Below are 17236 nucleotides of genomic sequence, written 5' to 3' on the forward strand. Positions count from 1 at the left end.
CAGACCGAGCAGCACAACAAGTCCGCCCATTGACCCTGACCCGTAATTACACGAAACACGCTGAAGGTTCAGTGTTGGTTGAGTTTGGCGATACCAAAGTATTGTGCACCGCCACGGTTGAAGAGGGGGTTCCGCGCTTTCTGAAAGGCCAAGGCCAGGGCTGGATAACCGCTGAATATGGCATGTTACCGCGCTCGACCCACAGCCGTAATGCGCGCGAAGCCGCAAAAGGCAAACAAGGCGGCCGTACTTTAGAAATTCAACGTCTGATTGCTCGCTCTTTGCGTGCGGCAGTAGATTTGAAGAAGTTAGGTGAATTCACCATCACTTTAGACTGCGATGTGTTGCAGGCGGATGGCGGCACTCGTACTGCCTCAATCAGTGGTGCTTGTGTAGCTTTAGCTGACGCGCTTAATAAGCTGGTAGCCAGTGGTAAATTGAAAGCAAACCCAATGAAAGGGCTGGTTGCGGCAGTTTCTGTTGGTATCGTTAAAGGCGAAGCCCTGTGCGATTTGGAATACGTAGAGGATTCTGCGGCAGAAACAGATATGAACGTGGTGATGATGGAAGATGGCCGAATGATTGAGGTGCAAGGCACCGCAGAAGGCGAACCGTTTAGTCATGAAGAGTTATTGACGTTGTTGGCTCTGGCCCGGGGAGGGATAGAGACTATCTTCCAGGCGCAGAAAGCGGCGTTGAAACAATAATTGATTTAGGCGACTTATTAGTCGCCTTAGGTTGCGGTTAAGTAATTGAAATTAAAGGATTAATTTCTTTCAGTGTCCACGCATTGACCACATCGAAAAAACCCCGCAATGCGGGGTTTAAATTTCCAGTCTAATCTTCCACGCTTAGTTAACCGTATTTTCTGGCAAACTCTTCATCGGAATTGCAAAGATAAATAATGAATTCAATGAAAGCGATAATTGATGGAATAAACGTCCAACAAAAAATCAGATATAAGAATCCCTGCCCTATCTTACCCAAATAAAACTTGTGTGCACCAAACCCCCCAAGGAAAAATGCTAGCAGAGCCGCAGTAATACGACTTTTATCACCTGTAGTACCTTGAGTCGCGCCGCAGCTTGGGCAAGCCTTAGCCGTTTCATGTATTTCTTTACCGCATCCACGGCAAAAAACCATGTTTGACATAATGTGTAATCCTTTTATATTTCAAATTCCATCACAACCAGCGCACTGAATTGACTTAAGGATTTCAGTTAGGGCCCATCTTGAGTGGCCTCGCCAGTAGAGCTGATTTCATTTTGTTTTTAATAGAGACTAACTTCCAACCCAGTGGTTTTAACACTTAAACGATTGTAATGATTAATAGGTTAGCAATCCATCAGGATATTAGTTAACTAGCTGGCAGAAGGTGCTTTGACTCAAACAAAAAAGCCCGCACTAGCGAGCCTCTTTGTTTGTGATGCTGGAATTTAAAACGCTAAATCAAATTGGTCGTCACCCAAATGCCCTGGCAGAAACAGATCGCGGGGTAGGGTTGCGGTATTATTACGGCTGGGGCGGGACAGGATTTTATCGACTGATTGCAGTGTGGTGAACGTACAACTGCAAAGCAGATTTTGGCACTGATGGTAGTTCTCTTTGGTATTGCCGGTTATCATTCTGCTTGTGCGGGTGCGACTAACAGCACCACATTGTGGGCATGACATCATGATAATAACTCCAACCTTTTCTTGCTTGACTAAAGTATAACCTATTCATTCCCTGAATTCTTTTACTCTGTTTCCTCTCCGGCCATGTCCCAACTGGATATTTTCACCTCAAAATTTAGCGCGGTAGTAAATCCATTATCCCCGATGGTGTGTGTGACCTGGGTAATTATCCACGCCGCCTGATCAATCTCTGGTTTAAATCCTTGCATGACAGCAGGCAGTTCTGGAAATAAGTCAGCGCGACCACGCGCCAGTGTCATCGTAAATTCAGCGGCACCCCGTTGCAGTTTGGACCACCGCGCAGCAGCGGCGCGACGTGCTGCACGTTCTGTCTTGAACGTTTCGCGCATCACAAAAACATTCCCCTCCACGCCTTCCAGATATCCACCCTCTTTACTGGTTGATGCCGGTTCTTTTGCTTTCTTGGCGGGCGCGGGTGTTGCGGCTTTCCTGCGGCGGCGGCGTTTGACTGTGGCTTTTTTGGGTTTGCCAAAATTCAGATCCAGCCAATAAGCGGTTACGCCGGTGTAGGCGTCACGGTCAGCCACCCGGAAGCTGTGCTTGTCACCGCTGGCGCGCGTAATTGTGATGGCCGGTAACAGCTTGCCGCTTTGTGATACTGCGCGCCCTGGGTGCATGAATAGCAACATGCCGTTTTTGATAGTGGTAATTGCGCCCAGCTTTTCCGCCATGCGGGTTAAAAAGCTGATATCTGACTCACTGGTCTGGTCGGCGTGGTCAATCTCTATCTTGCCCAAGTCCTCACTGACTCCGGCTTTCAGGTCATAACGCGAAGCAATACTGGCAACCAGTTTACCGACGGTAATATCGTGCCAGCTATATTCCCGCTTCACATTGAACGTATCGCGAAAATCAGCACTGCGGGCCGTGACAATCAGCTGATCCGGCGGGCCGATGTGGCTGATTTCATCCACGGTAAAGCGGCCTTTATTGATTAGCGGTTCATCTTTCCAGCCCAGCGCAATATCAATCAGTGCCCCGCGTGCGGGCAGGGCAACCTTCTGATCGGCGTCGTCAATGACCAGTTCCAGCATATCGGCTTCAAAACCACGGTTATCAGTCAGCGTTAAACTGATCAACCGGTCGTTAACCGTGGTCTGTGTTTTGCCGCCTATTTTGATATCAAAGGCGGGCCGTGGGGTGAGGTCGTCCGGTAACAGTTGCATGGTTTGATTTTGCGGGGAAAGTCCGCGCGGACATACCGCTGTTTATTGTGTCATGCCTGATACAACAAGCAGGCGGTGATTTACGCGCGAGGTTGGTTGATGATTTCGGCAAGGATTAATCCTTTTCGGAGCGTACCCCAATGGCAACAAATTATCACCACGGTGTGAGCGGTGAGGAAACCACTGACACATCGACCATCATTAACGATATCGACTCCGCCGTGATTGGCGTGGTCTGTACGGCGGACGATGCCGACGCCGTCACCTTTCCGCTGAATACGCCGGTATTACTGACGCGCGTTAAAAACGTGCTCGGCAAAGCAGGGAAAACCGGCACATTACGCCAAACCCTGAAAGCCATTTCTGACCAGGCCAGCCCGCAAACCGTGGTTATCCGCGTGGCTGAAGGTGGTACGGAAGAGGGCGAAAAAAGCACCGAAGCCAATGTGATTGGCGGTGTGGATGAAAACGGGCTTTATACCGGTCTTTATGCCTTGCTGGTTGCTGAAATGCGCGTTGGTGTAAAGCCGCGCATTATTGGCGCGCCGGGGCTGGATACGCTGCCAGTGGCAAACCAAATTGCCATTTTTGCCCGCGAACTGAAGGCATTTGCTTATATCAGTGCTAACGGCTGCAAAACTATTGCGGAAGCCAAACTTTACCGCAAGAACTTTATTCAGCGCGAAGTGATGGTGATTTATCCCGACTGGCTGGCGTATGACAGCGAAGCAGAAAGCAACGTTGTGGTACCGGCACCGGCTTATGCGCTGGGGTTGCGCGCCAAGATTGATGCGGATATCGGCTGGCATAAAACCTTGTCCAACGTGCCGGTTGACGGCGTGCTGGGCACCTCGGTTGATATCTATTTCTCCCTGCAAGGCAAAGATACCGACGCCGACGAGTTGAACAGTAACCACATCACCACGCTGATCAAGCAAAAAGGTTTCCGTTTCTGGGGTTCCCGCACCTGCGAGGAAGAGGTCTTTATTTTCGAAAGCTATACCCGTACCGCGCAGATCCTGCTGGATACCGTTGCGGAGGCCCATTTTTACTACATCGACAAGCCGCTAACGCCGTCGCTGGCGAAAGATGTTATCGACGGTATCAACCGCAAATTGTCGGCCTACGTAACTGCCGGTCGCTTGTTGGGTGCCCGTTGCTGGTATGACACCGACGCCAACACCACCGACACGCTGAAGCTGGGCAAGCTGACTATCCGCTACAACTACACCCCTGTGCCGCCGTTAGAAAATCTGGGGTTAATTCAGGAATTCACCGACGAATATTTCGCGAGTTTTGCGAATGCCGTCAATAGCTAAGGGTTATCACTATGGCACTGCCAAGAAAACTTAAGTATTTCAACGTTTATGTCAATGGTGCCAGCTATCTGGGGCAAGCCTCGGAGCTGACGCCGCCGAAGTTGACTATCAAGACGGAAGATTATCAGGGTGCGGGTATGCCCGGCTCGGTCGCGGTGGATCTCGGCTTTGAGGCGGGGGCGCTGGACATGGAGTTAACCCTCGGCGGACTGGCCCCTGAATTGCTGAAACTGTGGGGCACGCCTACCGCTGACGGGGTACAGTTCCGTTTTGCTGGCTCCTATCAGGCGGAGGATACCGGCGAGGCTATCCCGCTGGAAATCCAGACGCGCGGCCGTTACACCGAGCACGATCCCGGCAGCGCGAAACAAGGTGATGATACCAGCCATAAATACACGCTGAAAAACACCTACTGCAAGATCACGGCAAACAACGAAGAACTTTTAGAGTTGGATGTCCTGAACATGATCTACCGGGTGAACGGTGTGGATATGCTGGAAAAACACCGCGCTAACATTGGCCTTTAATCTGGGAATTTATTTATGTCGAATACTGTCGTTTTACAAACACCTATCAAGCGTGGCGAGTCAGTCATCGAAGAGGTTTCTCTCACTGGCGCACTAAAGCAAGCCGGTTCCCTGCGTGGTTTGAAGCTGTACAGCATCATGACCAGCGATGTGGATTCGTTGATTAAATTACTGCCGCGCGTGACTTCTCCGGCGTTGACCGAGTTGGAGATCTCATTGATGGATACCTGGGACTTTGCCCAGCTCTCACAGGAAGTGGCCACTTTTTTACAACCAGCCTCGGAGGGGGAACAGACGACAACGGAAACCCCACCTGCGAATTTGGATTTAGCCAAATAGAAGATGTGATCGCCGATATCGCTTTTGTTTTTCACTGGTCATTGCCTGATCTCTGGGCAATGACCGTGCCCGACCTTTTAGCCTGGCGTGAGCGTGCTGCGGTACGCTGGGGAACCACGGAAGAATAAGCAATGACTGACCGCAACCTATCGATAAAAGTGGCTTTAGGGGCGGTCAACAACCTGACTCAACCTTTTAACGCCGCACAGAAAAGTACCGCCGCGCTAGGGCGGCAAATCAAAGCCACGCGCGATAACTTGCGCGACTTACCCAAACAGGCCGCCAGTTTCGACAAGCTGGCCGAATCCAGCAATAAAGCCGCCGCCCGTATAGAGAAATTGCGCCGGGCCTCTGATGCGGTCAAATCCCTCGATAATCCTACCCAGAAGCAGATCGCCGCTGTGCAAAAGTGGGACAGCCGCCTGGGTAAGTTGCAGGAAAAACAGACCGTTGAAGTGCGGCGACTGGCTGAACTGCGCGGCAGTCTTTACCAGCACGGTGTTTCGGTTGCCAGTAACAGCACTGCCACCGAGCAAATAACCAATCGCACTGCCCAATATAACCGCCAGTTGCAACTGCAAGAGCAGCGGCTAAAACGCGTGGCGGCGGCGCGCAGCAGTTACGATCGCGGGCAAGAGCTGCGCGGCAAGTTGCAATCTGGCGGTATGACCGCACTCGCCACCGGTGCGGTGATGGCGGCTCCGGTGGCGCTGGCACTGAGAAGTTACACCGGCATGGAAGATGCCATGAAGGGTGTAGCAAAACAGGTTGATGGTCTGCGGGATGATAACGGCCAGCGCACGGCACAATTCTATGAAATGCAAAACGCCATCAAGGATGCGGCTGAGAATGCCCCCCTGCCGGGCGGTGCGTCGGACGTTGCCGCCCTGGTGGAGGGGGGCGCGCGCATGGGGGTGGCAACGCAAGGTGCCAGCTTTGCACAACAGAAAAAAGAGCTACTGGGTTTTGCCAGTGTTGCCGCCAAGGCGTCCAAAGCCTTTGAACTGCCTGCCGGTGAACTGGCGGAAAGCTTCGGTAAAATCTCCGGGCTGTACAAGATCCCGACCAAAGATATTGAACAACTGGGCGACGCACTGAACTATCTGGATGATAACGCCAAGTCGAAAGGCTCAGACATTATTGATGTACTGCAACGCATGGGCGGCGTGGCTGACCGGCTCAACTATAAGCAGGCGGCGGCGCTGGGATCGACCTTCTTAACTCTGGGAGCACAACCCGAAATTGCGGCCAGCGCATCTAATGCTATGGTGCGCGAACTGTCGATTGCCACCATGCAAAGCGACAAGTTTCTTGCCGGGATTGACGCGCTGGGCATGGATGAAAGTAAGATTGAAAAAGCAATGTCGGTCGATGCGATGGGCACCATTCGCGAAGTGTTGGGGGCGGTTAAAAAACTAGATGACGTCGACCAGCTACGGGTACTTACACAACTGTTTGGTAAAGAGTTTGGTGATGACGCCGCCAAGCTAATGAATAACCTTAATGAACTGGATCGGCAGCTCGCCCTTACGCAAGGAAAGGGAGCCAAAGGCTCAATGCAAAAAGAGTCTGATATTGATAAGGACTCTATTTCAGCGCAATTGCAGTTGTTGAAATCTGGTGGCGGTAACGCCCTTAGTTCGATGGGTGAAACCCTGCGCGCGCCCATGCTTGACGTGGTCGATACGCTGAAAAACATGATTGGCGGTGTGCGTCGCTGGGTGGAAGCTAACCCCAAACTGGCAGGCACCATCATGAAAGTGGTGGCGACACTGTCGATTGCCACTATTACGCTGGGTGGGCTGGCGCTGGCTGCGGCGGCATTACTGGGGCCGATGCTGGCCCTGCGGTTGGGGTTCTCGTTACTGGCCGGTAACGGGGGATTGGGTGCGTTGCTGCCAAAATTCACCTGGCTAACTGGTGGGATCAGTCGGCTGGTGCCAAACCTGCTACGGGTATCTCCGGCGTTATTGTCATGGCGTACCAGTGCCAGCGTAGCCGGTTCCGCGTTGGGTGGGTTGCAGTCGAAAATGGCGCTGCTCGGTTCTAATGCGCAAATGGCACTGTCTGGCGCGTCTGGGCGGGCCGGTGCTGCTATGTCCGCTGCGTTTAGCCAGCCGGGGGCTGCGCTGGGGCGGCTTGGCAATATGCTGAAATGGGTAGCAACTTCGCCGCTTCGCCTGTTGGGCAGTATTGGCGGCACGGTATTTGGTGCGCTGGGGTCGGCGGTGGGGTTGGTATTAAGTCCGGTCGGGTTATTGGTGGCGGCCGTCATTGGCGCGGGCGTGCTGATTTATAAATACTGGCAACCGATACAGGCATTTTTTAGTGGGTTCTTTACCGGATTGGTGGAGGGATTGCAGCCAGTGAAAGCGGCCTTTGCACCACTGGCCCCGATATTTGATGCCATTGGTAGTGCAATTGGTCGGGTGTGGAACTGGTTCACCCAGTTACTTTCGCCGGTCGAATCGTCGAAAGCCTCGCTGGAAGCGGCTACCAATGCCGGTAAAACCTTTGGTGAGGTGGTTGGTGCGGTGATTAGTGGGCTGTTCTGGCCGGTCGAACAACTGGCGAAGGGGTTAGGCTGGTTACTGGAAAAACTGGGGGCAATCCCAAAAGCGGCAGACGCAGCCAGTGGTGCGGTAGCGGCAATGAATGGGCCGAAAGCGCCGGTGATGTATGAATGGGATCCGGTACTGAAAAAAATGGTGGAAGCGAAATCCGCCTGGTCGTGGAGTCCTGATAAACCGGTCGCCGGAAACGGCAGCGCTATGGCAAATGCGGCAGCGTCACCGATTGCCACCGCCCCACAGACTGCCCCGTCAATATATGGCAAGGTTGACCGCACAAAAGAGAGTGCAGCCACTGCAACCACGGCCGCTGCTACCGATCCAAATAAGCTGGGCGATATTGTATTTAAAAACGTGCCGGATTATCTGCCGTTGGCTTCGCCGTATTTATCCGCCCCAGTAAAAACGGCGGCACAACCTGGCTTGTTGGCAAGAATGCAGCAGAGCGCCAGCGATATACTGGCCCGCACGCGGGATATGATCGCGCCGGGTAATGATTTTGACTCGTTATCACTGGCCAGTGACATTCCACAACTGGCGAGAAAGCCGCTCAGTGCGCAGCGAAATAGCGGCCCGATAACGCATGAGGGTGACCGCTTCGACATCACAATCAAATTTGAAGGCCAACAAGCGGCCAACATAGACGAAAATAAACTGGTCAATATGTTGTATGACAAAATCGCTACGCTACAGCGCCAGAAAGAGTCCCGCCGCCGTTCTACATTCACAGATAGGGAGCAATAATCATGATGATGGTTTTCGGGTTGTTTGTGTTTGAACTGCGCACCGCGCCTTATCAGAATCTGGGGCAGGAAAGCACCTTCAGACACGTGAATAACAGTCGGGTAGGGAAGTCGCCGCGCTATCAGTACATTGGCCCCGGTGAAGATAAAATTACGCTGGGCGGCACGTTGTACCCGGAAGTGACTGGCGGTGATGTTTCTCTTGGCGTACTGCGTGCAATGGCCTATACCGGCAAAGCCTACCCGCTGATAGAGGGTACCGGCGGGATTTATGGCATGTTTGTGATTACCGGTATAAGTGAAACCCGCACCGAATTTTTTAAGGATGGCAAGGCGAGAAAGATTGAGTTCTCGCTCGGTCTGGAAAAGGTCAGTGAAGATTTACGTGAAATGTTGGCTGATGTAGATCTGGGATTGGGTTTCTTGTAATACCAGGGAACACAGTCAGCTTTATCTGTGCTGCAGCAATATGAAGCCCGCAATTTATGCGGGCTTTTGGTATCACTGTGGTAATTCGGGCCATGTGATATCCGGCGCTTTTGATGTATCAATACGACTCAGCAAGACACGATAAGTTTTCCATGCCGTAAGTAGAGACTTTTCATCATCCTTTGCCATATTAGTATCTACCGCGTCTTGAAGCGGTGCGATTTTCACTGTTGCGTCACTCAATAATTGAGCTTTCGTTTCTTCTGCTATCTGCACTGCGGTGGCTTGCTGTGCAGCTTTGTCCGTCACCCACTTAGTACCATTCCACTGGTCATAAACAGTGAGTGGAGCCAGTAAAGTGAGAGACGCGGGCAATTCACCAATTGTCGTCACTTCCTCTGGTTGGCCTGTTTCAGTGCTATATGCCACTTTGCCACGCAAATCATCAACAATTTCCCATGCAGTTCCAGTAGCATTTCGGCGCACTGCTTTATCATCCCTCGCGGGCAGGGTTGGTGAGTCAGGATACCCGCTAGCTGGTAAGCTGACACCAATCGGCAGGTACTCATTACTTACGCCGATATATTCGCGCGAATCTGGACTCGCGCTATAAACCGCTATCCAGCCCTCAGAGATAGATAAACCATCTTGTCCCAACTGCGCTACGGCAATATCTAGTGAATATTTTGTCATTATATAGCTCTCACAATGTAGTTAAATGCAATGTTTCGGGGTAGCGTTTCTGTTCCGCCGACTGATGAAGTCATTATTGCTGGCCCACCCCCACCGGAAAGATCTGGGGTCGCATAGACAGTTGAACCGCCCCCCGCTTTGTTGGCTGATTGTGGAGATACCTGATGGCTGTGACTTTTTATGTCAGAGTCCCGCCATTCAAGTAATCCCTGGCTGGGATTAAGTCCACGCCCACCATCCCACCCCCGGATGAACTCACCGCGCAAATCAGGCACCACACCTGATGGGTACATTAATGCCAATTTAGGGTAGGTCGCTGTGCCAAAAGAAGAGCCATTACATTTTAGAAAACCCGTAGGGGGGGTGGCTAGCGGGTATGGCAGGGGTACACCTATGGGGACTAGGCTTCCATCACCAATACCGAAGTTTGCAAGAGCGCCAGCCACCGTAGTTGCACCGGTACCACCACCGGTGATGGGTATCGGGTTAGCCGAGTTCCAATCTTGCCGGAAAGTAAATACTCGTGAACCCGCCGCACCAACACACAGTAGTTCGTAGACTTTAAAGTTAGCATCTACTCCAGTGTCGGGGGTTATCTCTAACCCCATACGATGGCCATTGACGGATGAAATATAAATCACTCGAATGCTTACGCGAGTACCAGCGTTATAAGTCACTCCGTCGGGTGAGTTCACCCATGTTGAATAACTTGTGACGTAATTAGCCCCGGCCGTGAATACAAAGTTCTGCCAATCAAAATTCTGTATATCCGTTTGAATTGGTAATCCAATGCCTATCGCTGTCAAGCCCAAGCCTGCAAGAGCACCAGTGGCAGTGGTCGCGCCTGTACCGCCACAAGAAATTGATACTGGATTTGCTGATGTTTGGATCTCTCTTGCTGTAAATGTCCGAGAACCGGGGTAGCCGCCCAGCCGAAGATACCAGGCCCTAAAGTTTGTACTTGATACCGTGCTGGGCTTTATCTCAAGCCCAATCTGTGTGCCGGTGACGTAATCAACTTTTATGCTAATAGCTAATCCAGCAGGATAACTAATTTCACTTGGAACATTTATCCAGTTTGTAGAAGATGCGAGATAATTCGCACCGGATACAAATATAAATGTTTGAAAATCAAAATTATCTATCCCGGTCATGCTTAGCAAGCCAATGCCCATACCTGCCAAGCCCAAATCAGAAATCGCAGCTTGAACAAACGCCGTGTTAGCCAGTTGTGTGCTGTTATCTGCTTTTGTGGCTGTAGGTGCGGTCGGTTTACCTGTTAATGCAGGGTCGGCAAGTGTGGCATAGTCGGCAGCAACCAGTTTAACGTGCGCCGTGGTTGCCAGTTGTGTGCTGTTATCTGTTTTTACCGCTGTGGGGGCCAGCGGCTTGCCTGTCAGTGACGGGCTGGCTTTCGGTGCGTATTGTGTATGCGGATCAGTGGCGACTAAATGTGCGGCAAGCAGATTATCAGTATAGGTTCTCACCTCAATTACTTTATCATCTACATACTTACGTGTTGCCAACACCACCGACGGATCAATTTTCAGTGTGACCGCCTCGGTGCTGCTCACAATCAGCACCATGCGCACGGTTTGCGTGCGGCCACTGCCTTCCTGCAACTGCGGTTTATAGGTTTCTGGGCAGTTGGCGATAGCGATCAACACACCGTCTTTATCAAACAATCCGATTTCACGTATCCACCAACCGCCATCCGTTTCGGGGATCACCTGCTCCGCAATAATCTGGCTACTGTTGGCTGCATCCACACTTAATGAATTCAGCGCGGCGCGGCGTTTTTCGCCAATCAGTTGCGTTTGTGCGGCGTTCGGCAACGGCAATGCACCACCGCCATCCCCAACGGCCATATGGGTAATTTGCAGTTGCGTGCCGAGGGCCGTTGCGTTCGCCAGCTTGGCCGCTCCTTGGTTAGTTAGTAAGGCAAAGAATTTTGTTGTCATGGGTTCACGCTCACGCTGTCAATAATATGAAGTATGCCGCCGGTGTAGCCTTGGCCGGTCACTGTAATAGTTTCGGGTAAATAGGGGTAAACGGTCAGCTCGTCGCCGTCGTAACTGGCAACGCTGACGGGGATTGAGCCGGATACATCCAGATTGATAGACAGTCCAATTAGGTGACGGCTACAGGGTTTTGCCCCGTCAATCAGTCGTTCCAGTTCAAAATACATTTCGTCGGTAATGCCGGTTTCCAATACGCCCACATCAAGGCGAAAGGTGCCGGGCGTTTCATTGGTTTTCCACCACTCAGTTACGCGAATGAGATAGCCGAGCGGCTCAACCACACGCCGCAATGCGCCAATGGTGCCCTTGCGCTTATGCACATAAGCCGAGGATTTGACCACCGCGCGCTTGGTCGCTTCCGGCCAGCTTTCATCCCAGCGATCAACCGACCACGCCCACGCCAGATAGGGCAGCAGCGGCAGTGGACACAAGTCAGCATTCCATAACTGGCGTAGTGGCACCGGCACATTCCCCAACTGCGCGCAGGCTTGTGCGGCGGCGATTTCCAACGGGGATGATCCGGCCGGTAGCAGGCGGTTATTCATCGGTTCCCCCGACGGTCAGCACGGCACTGGTGCAGTAAGCTGCTTTTGTGCTGTCCAGTACCACATCAGCCAGCGGCGCATTCAACTCGACGCGCTGCACACCTTCAACATGCAGCGCAGCATGAATGGCGGAAATACGGATATCGCGACCAAGGCGGCGTTGGGTGCTGATATAGGTATTCAGTTTCGCCTGAGCCGCGGCGCGGACTGGTTCAGCTTCCGGCCCCGGATAAATATAGAGCACAGCATCAATCTGGTAATCGACAATGGCGGCGGATTGCACGGTGATACGGTCAGCGACCGGTCGGACGTCCTCATCATTCAGTGCCGCTCTGACAATGCCCAACAGCTCAGGCGAGGCTTCGCCATTCCCCGCCCGCGCCAGCACGGTGACGGTGACACAGGCCGGTGACGGACTCAGCGCCGAGGCATCAGCAACCCGACCGTCAGCACTGCGGGCGTGGGCTTCATATGCGCCTGTTGGTCCTGCAACACTTAACGCCTCAAATGCCTGGGGAATACGCAGGCGAAAATCCGTATCAGATTCCATCACAGCGGCGACCGGCGGAATGGCATCAGGATCGGCGGGCGCAATAACCAGACGTTGAACGTTGTTGTTTGCCCCCAGTTGGTCTAAATCGCTGCTATTGGCATACGCCACCATGACCGCCTGCGCTGCCTCGTTAACCCGCTGGCGCAATACCAGTTCACGGTACGCATTTTCCTGCAATAGCTTGACTAAAGGCTCAGACTCTAACGATAAGGTGCGCGTGATAGCCTCCTGTTCATCGGCTGGATACAGGGCGATGAGTTCCGCTTTGCGTTCAGCCAGTAGGGTTTCATAATCCAGCGCTTCTACTGCCAGCGGGGCGGGCAGTTGTGACAGGTCGATGGTGCTCACGCATTACCTCCTACTGAGATAGCCAGATTAAAGATATCAGCCAAATCAGTGCGCTGGCCGTGAAGCTCAAGTGTCATCTTGCCCGCTTTCGGCTCATTCAATATCACGCGGGTAAGTACCACGCGCGGCTCCCAACGCATGATCGCGCTGTAGGCTGCCGACATGGCTTTTAGCCGTAATACCGGATTCTGTGGGTCGTCAATCAGGTCAGACAGCAACGAGCCATAGCCACGCCGCATGCACCGCGTGGTGGTCGGTGTGGTGACGATGTCGGTGATTGACTGGGTGATGTGATCCATGTCGATAATACGTCGCCCGGTCTGGGCGTTCATGCCTAAATACATCATTATTTTGGCCCGTCCGAGTTACTCCCACCGCGCTGCACGCCGCCGTGGGTGTGGCCATCAACCACTACGCCATTGGATGAGAATGAGCCGCCGGAGTGCTGAATGTTGCCGGACATTTCCCCGCCGCCGGTCACGTTCAGCGTGAGCGTTTTCAGGTTGTTGGTGCATTCCACTATGGGGGTATCCAGTGTGATTTTGACCGAGGCGGTACAGGTGATTTCAGGGGCGGTGGCCTGGATGGATTCGCTCGCATCAAGGACTGCCGTTTTAATGCCGGTGGCCTTCAGTGCGCCGGTGTCGGCGTTATATTCAATCATTGCACCGTCGGAGTGGGTGGTGTGCTGGGTGTTGGCGGTGTTAATCGGTGTGGCTGCACTGTTTTGATACAAGGACGCAATGATCACACCGGCGGACAGTTCACCGCCAGCAGCCAGAATAATCACTTGCTCCCCCTCTGTCGGCGGCCACCATGTTTTAGCGGTACCGGCACGGCGGACAGACCACGGCAGCCAGTCGGTCAGCAATTCACCGCACCGCACGCGGGCTTTGGGTGGATCAAGGGCTAAATTCACCTGTTCCACGATACCGAAACGGATCAGATTCATTATCAGGCGATAGATTTCGGCGTTGGTCATAGCGGTCAATACTCGTTATTCAGCGTAACGGTATTGTTTACGCGCGCGGGCGGGGCTGCAACGCGCGGCAGTTGTAGGGGAACTGTGACAACTTTTAAGGCTGGGCGATAAAGTCAAACACCTGACTGAGCACGTTATCACTGTCTTTTTTAGTGATGCCGAGCAATTGACGGGCGGGGTAATCCGCTTTCACATACGGGTTAACCTGGTCGGTGCCGCCGTACTGGTGTATCTGGGCAATTTTAGCCGCGACACCTGTATAACCGGCACCGGCAGAATCGGGCATGGCTTGAAGGCGCAGAAAGGTGGCATTGCGTAAGCGGCGAAACATCGGCTGCTTTTTACTTGTGCGCTTGGTGGTGGCTTCAGCTTCCACCGATAAAAACCGGTCAATATCCACGCGGTTAAAGGTGCGGATAGCGTTACGGTCGTTATCCCAGCCGGTTATCTGGCGCTTATTACCCGACCAGTTTTTCAGGTCGCGCACCGAGCCTTGATAAATAAAGCGCAAACGCTTTTGCACCGTTTTGACACTGTCTTTACGCTTGATGTACGGCGAGCCGTCGGCGTTTAATTGCTGGCGAATGCGTTGTTGCTGACCACGGCGCAGAGTGATGGAAATATCCCGGCTCAGCTTGTGCCGCGTGCCCGACTTCCCGCGATTGATCAGGCGCTGTAAATACTGTTCAAGTTCCTGAAATTCGTTATCCATAGTGCCTCTTTCCGTTTGTGGCCAACACAGATATGTTTGTCTGTGCTCAGCCCGCCCAAGGGGTATTGGCGGCGGCCCGCTCCCAACCGGCCAGCATGTCGCTACGTGGATCGGCGGGTTCGTCAAGGTGGGTCAACTCTAATTTGTCGTTAACGTACAGCACTCTGACCGCCTCGGTCAGCTCGATGTGCATCACTATATCGGCGGTGGCGTTATTGAGAATATCGGCTTCAAAAGTAAAGCCGGTTTTGCGCCGGTCGGGATTGAAAATCAAATCCGGCTGATGGCGGTGTATCCACAGCATCGCGGGCAACGTAACAGTATCCATACTGTAGGGGTAATCCATCACGATAACGTGCACGGTATAGCGGTATTCGAATGACAGGGATTTTTGCCCAGTGGCGACGATTGTCCCTTTGTCGAGCCAGATAGCCAGCTTGTCGGGATTTTCCCGCAGATAAGGCACCGCCTGACTCAGTGCGGCGCGCAGCAGATTAGGTTTTAGCATCGGGCATTCCTTGCTGACAGGTCAGTACGGTATCAACCTGCGCAGCGCAGGCGTGTAAAGCCGCTTCCAACTGGTCGATATCGTCGTTTAAATCGCCGTTAGTTTGTGGGTTGGCTGCCGGAAACAGGCAGGCTGTGACTTTCGGACAACCATTGACGGTAATCTGTAGCCCCAGTGAGGGCGGGGCGTTGGCGCAACCGGACAATATCATCAGGCAAGGGAGTATCAGCCCAACGGCGTAACGTTTCATTTTCACGGTATAACCTCTTTAGCTGGCTGTTACGTTGCGCCAGCAACTGATCCGCGTTGGCAACCTGTTGGCGCAATTGTGCCTGCGCCTGATTGTTGGCATTGGCGGTCAGTGCCAGGGCAATAAGTTGGCCGTTTTTACTGGCCGAATCAGCCGCTTGCTGGTCAATTACCACTTGCCGGGCTTCAGATAAACGGTAAGTTTGTACGCCACTGGCAAGCAGCAAGGCGGCGGCAACCGCCCAGGCGATCGGGGCTGTGTTGATAATTGACATGGATTAGCCCGGATATTGACGTGCGGGCAATTGAAAATGCGGGCCGTCTTTAAAGGTTGTCCAATTACCGCCCCATTCCACGGCGATCCCCAACTCGGCAGCGGCCTGTTTCATAGCATCGGCCATAGGATAGAAATACTTCCATTCCCAACTCACCTTGCCATTCGGCAGCGGCACAATATCCACCGCGTGGCCGGTCAAGTGACGACTGTTTAAAGTTTGGCTGGCTCCAGCCTTGACCAGTTCACGCTGGCGTTCCAGTGTGCGACGGCCCTCAATCACTTTAAAATCAATCGGGGTCAACTCCAGCGCACGGCGTACTACCTTGACTAAATCAGGGTGCACGCCGATCAAGTTGGTTTCGCTGGCCTTGCCGAAAATAAATTTATTGTTTGGCATCAGGGGTTCCCGCCTTTTTATTCACGATTTTAAATACCAGCTCACGGATAGCCTGCAAGCCAATAAGCCCTATCAGGCAACTGATAAAGATTTCCACTTTTCCGGCGGCGACCTGGGTCAATGCCCCGTTTAGCCAGGGAATGGCATCAATCGCGCGGATCAGCATCGGGGAGATCACCGGGCCGATATTGACGCCGACCAGCCCACAGACCACGCCCTCACCAATGCCTTCGCGCAACTTACCACCCCCCCAGATCACGCGCCGGAACGCCACAATGGAGCCGACTAGAAAGCCATTTATTGTCGTGGAGTGAGTAGAATAAAAGTCCAATAGCGCACCTATCCAACTTGGATCTTTTTCTGGCATTTTCATGTCCGTTACCCCCTTTGGGGAGTCGTAACTGTGGCGATTAGTCCCACAGTTGAATAATGGTTTTTTGTGCCGGTTCGGTGGTGTCCGGCAACTCCAGCCAGTGACCGGCTGGTAGCACTGGCCCCAGTTCAGCCAGCCCCGGATTCGCCTGATAAACCGCCTCAGTAACACTTTCGGTGCGGCCGTAATGACGCCAGCACAGGGCGTCAACGGTGTCATACTGTTGAGCCTGAATACGCATTTACACCAACTCGGCAATGCCGCGTTCACGGCCTTGTACATCACTGATGGCCCAGCGGGCATCGCGCCACAGGTCGGTGATTTGCGGATCAAGAGCGTCCGCCCGTTTATTGCCGTCGCCGGTGGTATCCATATCGCGATAACGTTCGGTCAGATTTGCCTTGGCATGGCAGTAGACCGCACGGCGGTAGCGCTGCACTCGCATAGATTCGCCTGCGACTTTTTCAGACTCCACATCTTCCAGCGCCATCACGCCAGCGGCTTCCTGTTCGCTACGCCATGCCCGTAACTGGCCGTTGGTATTACTGATAGCCTCAATAACCGCTTCTTTTAGGCGTTCTGCGGTGACATTACCGTCCAGGCGCATCACTTTGCGTAAATCACCCAGTGAGATCACCGGCCAAAACGGAGCGCTGGCGATCGTCACGTCCGGCCCTTCTGGTGGGCTTGCCGGGTGTACCGGCTCTTTGGCGAGAAAACTCATAGCATCACCGTTAATAAAATGGGCGGTGGACGCAGTTATCAGGGATAAACCTCATTTCTGCGTG

Annotated in this window: 24 protein-coding genes; 7 read left to right on the plus strand and 17 right to left on the minus strand. The window is 53.0% G+C overall.

The features are described 5' to 3' along the window. On the plus strand, positions 1–707 hold a 707-nt coding region (gene rph, locus ACNSO8_RS19275), incomplete at its 5' end, for a ribonuclease PH (protein ID WP_418395562.1). 148 nt (positions 708–855) lie between these two features. Here rph and ACNSO8_RS19280 read toward each other — a convergent pair. From ACNSO8_RS19280 to ACNSO8_RS19290, 3 genes are all read right to left on the minus strand, one after another. Next, on the minus strand, positions 856–1152 hold the full coding sequence (locus ACNSO8_RS19280) for an NINE protein (RefSeq protein ID WP_418395563.1): 297 nt from the start codon (positions 1150–1152) through the stop codon (positions 856–858). A gap of 284 nt (positions 1153–1436) precedes the next feature. Further along, the gene (locus ACNSO8_RS19285) at positions 1437–1676 is read right to left on the minus strand and encodes an ogr/Delta-like zinc finger family protein (protein ID WP_418395564.1); all 240 of its coding nucleotides are present in this window, start codon (positions 1674–1676) and stop codon (positions 1437–1439) included. A 62-nt stretch (positions 1677–1738) separates the two neighbouring features. Then, positions 1739–2863 carry a phage late control D family protein gene (locus tag ACNSO8_RS19290; RefSeq protein WP_418395565.1) on the minus strand — a complete coding sequence of 375 codons (1125 nt, stop codon included), beginning with the start codon at positions 2861–2863 and terminating at the stop codon, positions 1739–1741. Positions 2864–3003: 140 nt separating this feature from the next. On the opposite strand from ACNSO8_RS19290, the gene ACNSO8_RS19295 reads away from it, so the two are divergent. Genes ACNSO8_RS19295 through ACNSO8_RS19320 form a run of 6 tightly spaced genes read left to right on the plus strand, consistent with a single transcriptional unit; the run spans position 3004 to position 8790 of the window. Beyond that, complete coding sequence (locus tag ACNSO8_RS19295) at positions 3004–4182, plus strand: phage tail sheath protein (RefSeq protein ID WP_418395566.1); 1179 nt, start codon at positions 3004–3006, stop codon at positions 4180–4182. A gap of 11 nt (positions 4183–4193) precedes the next feature. Beyond that, positions 4194–4709: a phage major tail tube protein gene (locus tag ACNSO8_RS19300; RefSeq protein ID WP_099466114.1), complete on the plus strand. Its 516-nt coding sequence runs from the start codon at positions 4194–4196 to the stop codon at positions 4707–4709. Positions 4710–4724: 15 nt separating this feature from the next. Beyond that, positions 4725–5048 (plus strand): phage tail assembly protein, encoded by a 324-nt coding sequence (locus tag ACNSO8_RS19305; protein WP_418395567.1) that lies wholly within the window; start codon positions 4725–4727, stop codon positions 5046–5048. A gap of 59 nt (positions 5049–5107) precedes the next feature. Further along, positions 5108–5176 (plus strand): GpE family phage tail protein, encoded by a 69-nt coding sequence (locus ACNSO8_RS19310; RefSeq protein ID WP_229695880.1) that lies wholly within the window; start codon positions 5108–5110, stop codon positions 5174–5176. Between the two features lie 3 nt (positions 5177–5179). Beyond that, entirely contained in the window at positions 5180–8362 is a 3183-nt protein-coding gene (locus ACNSO8_RS19315; protein WP_418395568.1) for a phage tail tape measure protein, read from the plus strand. 2 nt (positions 8363–8364) lie between these two features. After that, complete coding sequence (locus ACNSO8_RS19320; protein WP_418395569.1) at positions 8365–8790, plus strand: phage tail protein; 426 nt, start codon at positions 8365–8367, stop codon at positions 8788–8790. A 72-nt stretch (positions 8791–8862) separates the two neighbouring features. On the opposite strand, the gene ACNSO8_RS19325 is transcribed toward ACNSO8_RS19320, so the two are convergent. The 14 genes from ACNSO8_RS19325 to ACNSO8_RS19390 form a co-directional block, all read right to left on the minus strand. Beyond that, positions 8863–9483 (minus strand): tail fiber assembly protein, encoded by a 621-nt coding sequence (locus ACNSO8_RS19325; protein ID WP_418395570.1) that lies wholly within the window; start codon positions 9481–9483, stop codon positions 8863–8865. Further along, entirely contained in the window at positions 9483–11444 is a 1962-nt protein-coding gene (locus tag ACNSO8_RS19330; protein ID WP_418395571.1) for a phage tail protein, read from the minus strand. The genes ACNSO8_RS19325 and ACNSO8_RS19330 overlap by 1 nt, the downstream gene beginning before the upstream one ends. Continuing rightward, entirely contained in the window at positions 11441–12049 is a 609-nt protein-coding gene (locus ACNSO8_RS19335; RefSeq protein ID WP_418395572.1) for a phage tail protein I, read from the minus strand. The genes ACNSO8_RS19330 and ACNSO8_RS19335 overlap by 4 nt, the downstream gene beginning before the upstream one ends. After that, positions 12042–12950 (minus strand): baseplate assembly protein, encoded by a 909-nt coding sequence (locus tag ACNSO8_RS19340; protein WP_418395573.1) that lies wholly within the window; start codon positions 12948–12950, stop codon positions 12042–12044. The genes ACNSO8_RS19335 and ACNSO8_RS19340 overlap by 8 nt, the downstream gene beginning before the upstream one ends. After that, positions 12947–13297 carry a GPW/gp25 family protein gene (locus ACNSO8_RS19345; RefSeq protein WP_418395574.1) on the minus strand — a complete coding sequence of 117 codons (351 nt, stop codon included), beginning with the start codon at positions 13295–13297 and terminating at the stop codon, positions 12947–12949. The genes ACNSO8_RS19340 and ACNSO8_RS19345 overlap by 4 nt, the downstream gene beginning before the upstream one ends. Next, on the minus strand, positions 13297–13932 hold the full coding sequence (locus ACNSO8_RS19350) for a phage baseplate assembly protein V (RefSeq protein WP_418395604.1): 636 nt from the start codon (positions 13930–13932) through the stop codon (positions 13297–13299). The genes ACNSO8_RS19345 and ACNSO8_RS19350 overlap by 1 nt, the downstream gene beginning before the upstream one ends. Before the next feature lie 94 nt (positions 13933–14026). After that, positions 14027–14644, minus strand: a complete 618-nt coding sequence (locus ACNSO8_RS19355) for a phage virion morphogenesis protein (protein WP_418395575.1) — start codon at positions 14642–14644, stop codon at positions 14027–14029. 46 nt (positions 14645–14690) lie between these two features. Next, positions 14691–15152, minus strand: coding sequence for a phage tail protein (locus tag ACNSO8_RS19360; protein ID WP_418395576.1), 462 nt, complete (start codon positions 15150–15152; stop codon positions 14691–14693). Then, positions 15139–15357 carry an Rz1-like lysis system protein LysC gene (gene lysC / locus ACNSO8_RS19365; RefSeq protein ID WP_418395577.1) on the minus strand — a complete coding sequence of 73 codons (219 nt, stop codon included), beginning with the start codon at positions 15355–15357 and terminating at the stop codon, positions 15139–15141. Before lysC ends, ACNSO8_RS19360 begins: the two co-directional genes overlap by 14 nt. Next, on the minus strand, positions 15251–15676 hold the full coding sequence (lysB, locus tag ACNSO8_RS19370) for an Rz-like lysis system protein LysB (protein ID WP_418395578.1): 426 nt from the start codon (positions 15674–15676) through the stop codon (positions 15251–15253). Before lysB ends, lysC begins: the two co-directional genes overlap by 107 nt. A 3-nt stretch (positions 15677–15679) precedes the next feature. Beyond that, entirely contained in the window at positions 15680–16075 is a 396-nt protein-coding gene (locus ACNSO8_RS19375; protein WP_418395579.1) for a M15 family metallopeptidase, read from the minus strand. Next, the gene (locus ACNSO8_RS19380; RefSeq protein WP_418395580.1) at positions 16062–16448 is read right to left on the minus strand and encodes a phage holin family protein; all 387 of its coding nucleotides are present in this window, start codon (positions 16446–16448) and stop codon (positions 16062–16064) included. The genes ACNSO8_RS19375 and ACNSO8_RS19380 overlap by 14 nt, the downstream gene beginning before the upstream one ends. Positions 16449–16485: 37 nt before the next feature. Beyond that, the gene (locus ACNSO8_RS19385; RefSeq protein WP_418395581.1) at positions 16486–16689 is read right to left on the minus strand and encodes a tail protein X; all 204 of its coding nucleotides are present in this window, start codon (positions 16687–16689) and stop codon (positions 16486–16488) included. Further along, positions 16690–17172 carry a head completion/stabilization protein gene (locus tag ACNSO8_RS19390; protein ID WP_418395582.1) on the minus strand — a complete coding sequence of 161 codons (483 nt, stop codon included), beginning with the start codon at positions 17170–17172 and terminating at the stop codon, positions 16690–16692. Between the last annotated feature and the right edge of the window lie 64 nt (positions 17173–17236).

It is taken from the genome of Yersinia sp. LJYL362 (assembly GCF_048323875.1).

Coding starts and splice junctions, on each gene's coding strand:
- ACNSO8_RS19305 (WP_418395567.1), top strand. CDS start 4,725: ATGTCGAATACTGTCGTTTTACAAACACCTATCAAGCGTGGCGAGTCA.
- lysB (WP_418395578.1), bottom strand. CDS start 15,676: ATGTCAATTATCAACACAGCCCCGATCGCCTGGGCGGTTGCCGCCGCC.
- ACNSO8_RS19375 (WP_418395579.1), bottom strand. CDS start 16,075: ATGCCAAACAATAAATTTATTTTCGGCAAGGCCAGCGAAACCAACTTG.
- ACNSO8_RS19345 (WP_418395574.1), bottom strand. CDS start 13,297: ATGATGTATTTAGGCATGAACGCCCAGACCGGGCGACGTATTATCGAC.
- ACNSO8_RS19315 (WP_418395568.1), top strand. CDS start 5,180: ATGACTGACCGCAACCTATCGATAAAAGTGGCTTTAGGGGCGGTCAAC.
- ACNSO8_RS19320 (WP_418395569.1), top strand. CDS start 8,365: ATGATGATGGTTTTCGGGTTGTTTGTGTTTGAACTGCGCACCGCGCCT.
- ACNSO8_RS19355 (WP_418395575.1), bottom strand. CDS start 14,644: ATGGATAACGAATTTCAGGAACTTGAACAGTATTTACAGCGCCTGATC.
- ACNSO8_RS19360 (WP_418395576.1), bottom strand. CDS start 15,152: ATGCTAAAACCTAATCTGCTGCGCGCCGCACTGAGTCAGGCGGTGCCT.
- ACNSO8_RS19385 (WP_418395581.1), bottom strand. CDS start 16,689: ATGCGTATTCAGGCTCAACAGTATGACACCGTTGACGCCCTGTGCTGG.
- ACNSO8_RS19330 (WP_418395571.1), bottom strand. CDS start 11,444: ATGACAACAAAATTCTTTGCCTTACTAACTAACCAAGGAGCGGCCAAG.
- ACNSO8_RS19300 (WP_099466114.1), top strand. CDS start 4,194: ATGGCACTGCCAAGAAAACTTAAGTATTTCAACGTTTATGTCAATGGT.
- ACNSO8_RS19335 (WP_418395572.1), bottom strand. CDS start 12,049: ATGAATAACCGCCTGCTACCGGCCGGATCATCCCCGTTGGAAATCGCC.
- ACNSO8_RS19295 (WP_418395566.1), top strand. CDS start 3,004: ATGGCAACAAATTATCACCACGGTGTGAGCGGTGAGGAAACCACTGAC.
- ACNSO8_RS19325 (WP_418395570.1), bottom strand. CDS start 9,483: ATGACAAAATATTCACTAGATATTGCCGTAGCGCAGTTGGGACAAGAT.
- ACNSO8_RS19280 (WP_418395563.1), bottom strand. CDS start 1,152: ATGTCAAACATGGTTTTTTGCCGTGGATGCGGTAAAGAAATACATGAA.
- ACNSO8_RS19290 (WP_418395565.1), bottom strand. CDS start 2,863: ATGCAACTGTTACCGGACGACCTCACCCCACGGCCCGCCTTTGATATC.
- ACNSO8_RS19285 (WP_418395564.1), bottom strand. CDS start 1,676: ATGATGTCATGCCCACAATGTGGTGCTGTTAGTCGCACCCGCACAAGC.
- ACNSO8_RS19350 (WP_418395604.1), bottom strand. CDS start 13,932: ATGACCAACGCCGAAATCTATCGCCTGATAATGAATCTGATCCGTTTC.
- ACNSO8_RS19390 (WP_418395582.1), bottom strand. CDS start 17,172: ATGAGTTTTCTCGCCAAAGAGCCGGTACACCCGGCAAGCCCACCAGAA.
- ACNSO8_RS19380 (WP_418395580.1), bottom strand. CDS start 16,448: ATGAAAATGCCAGAAAAAGATCCAAGTTGGATAGGTGCGCTATTGGAC.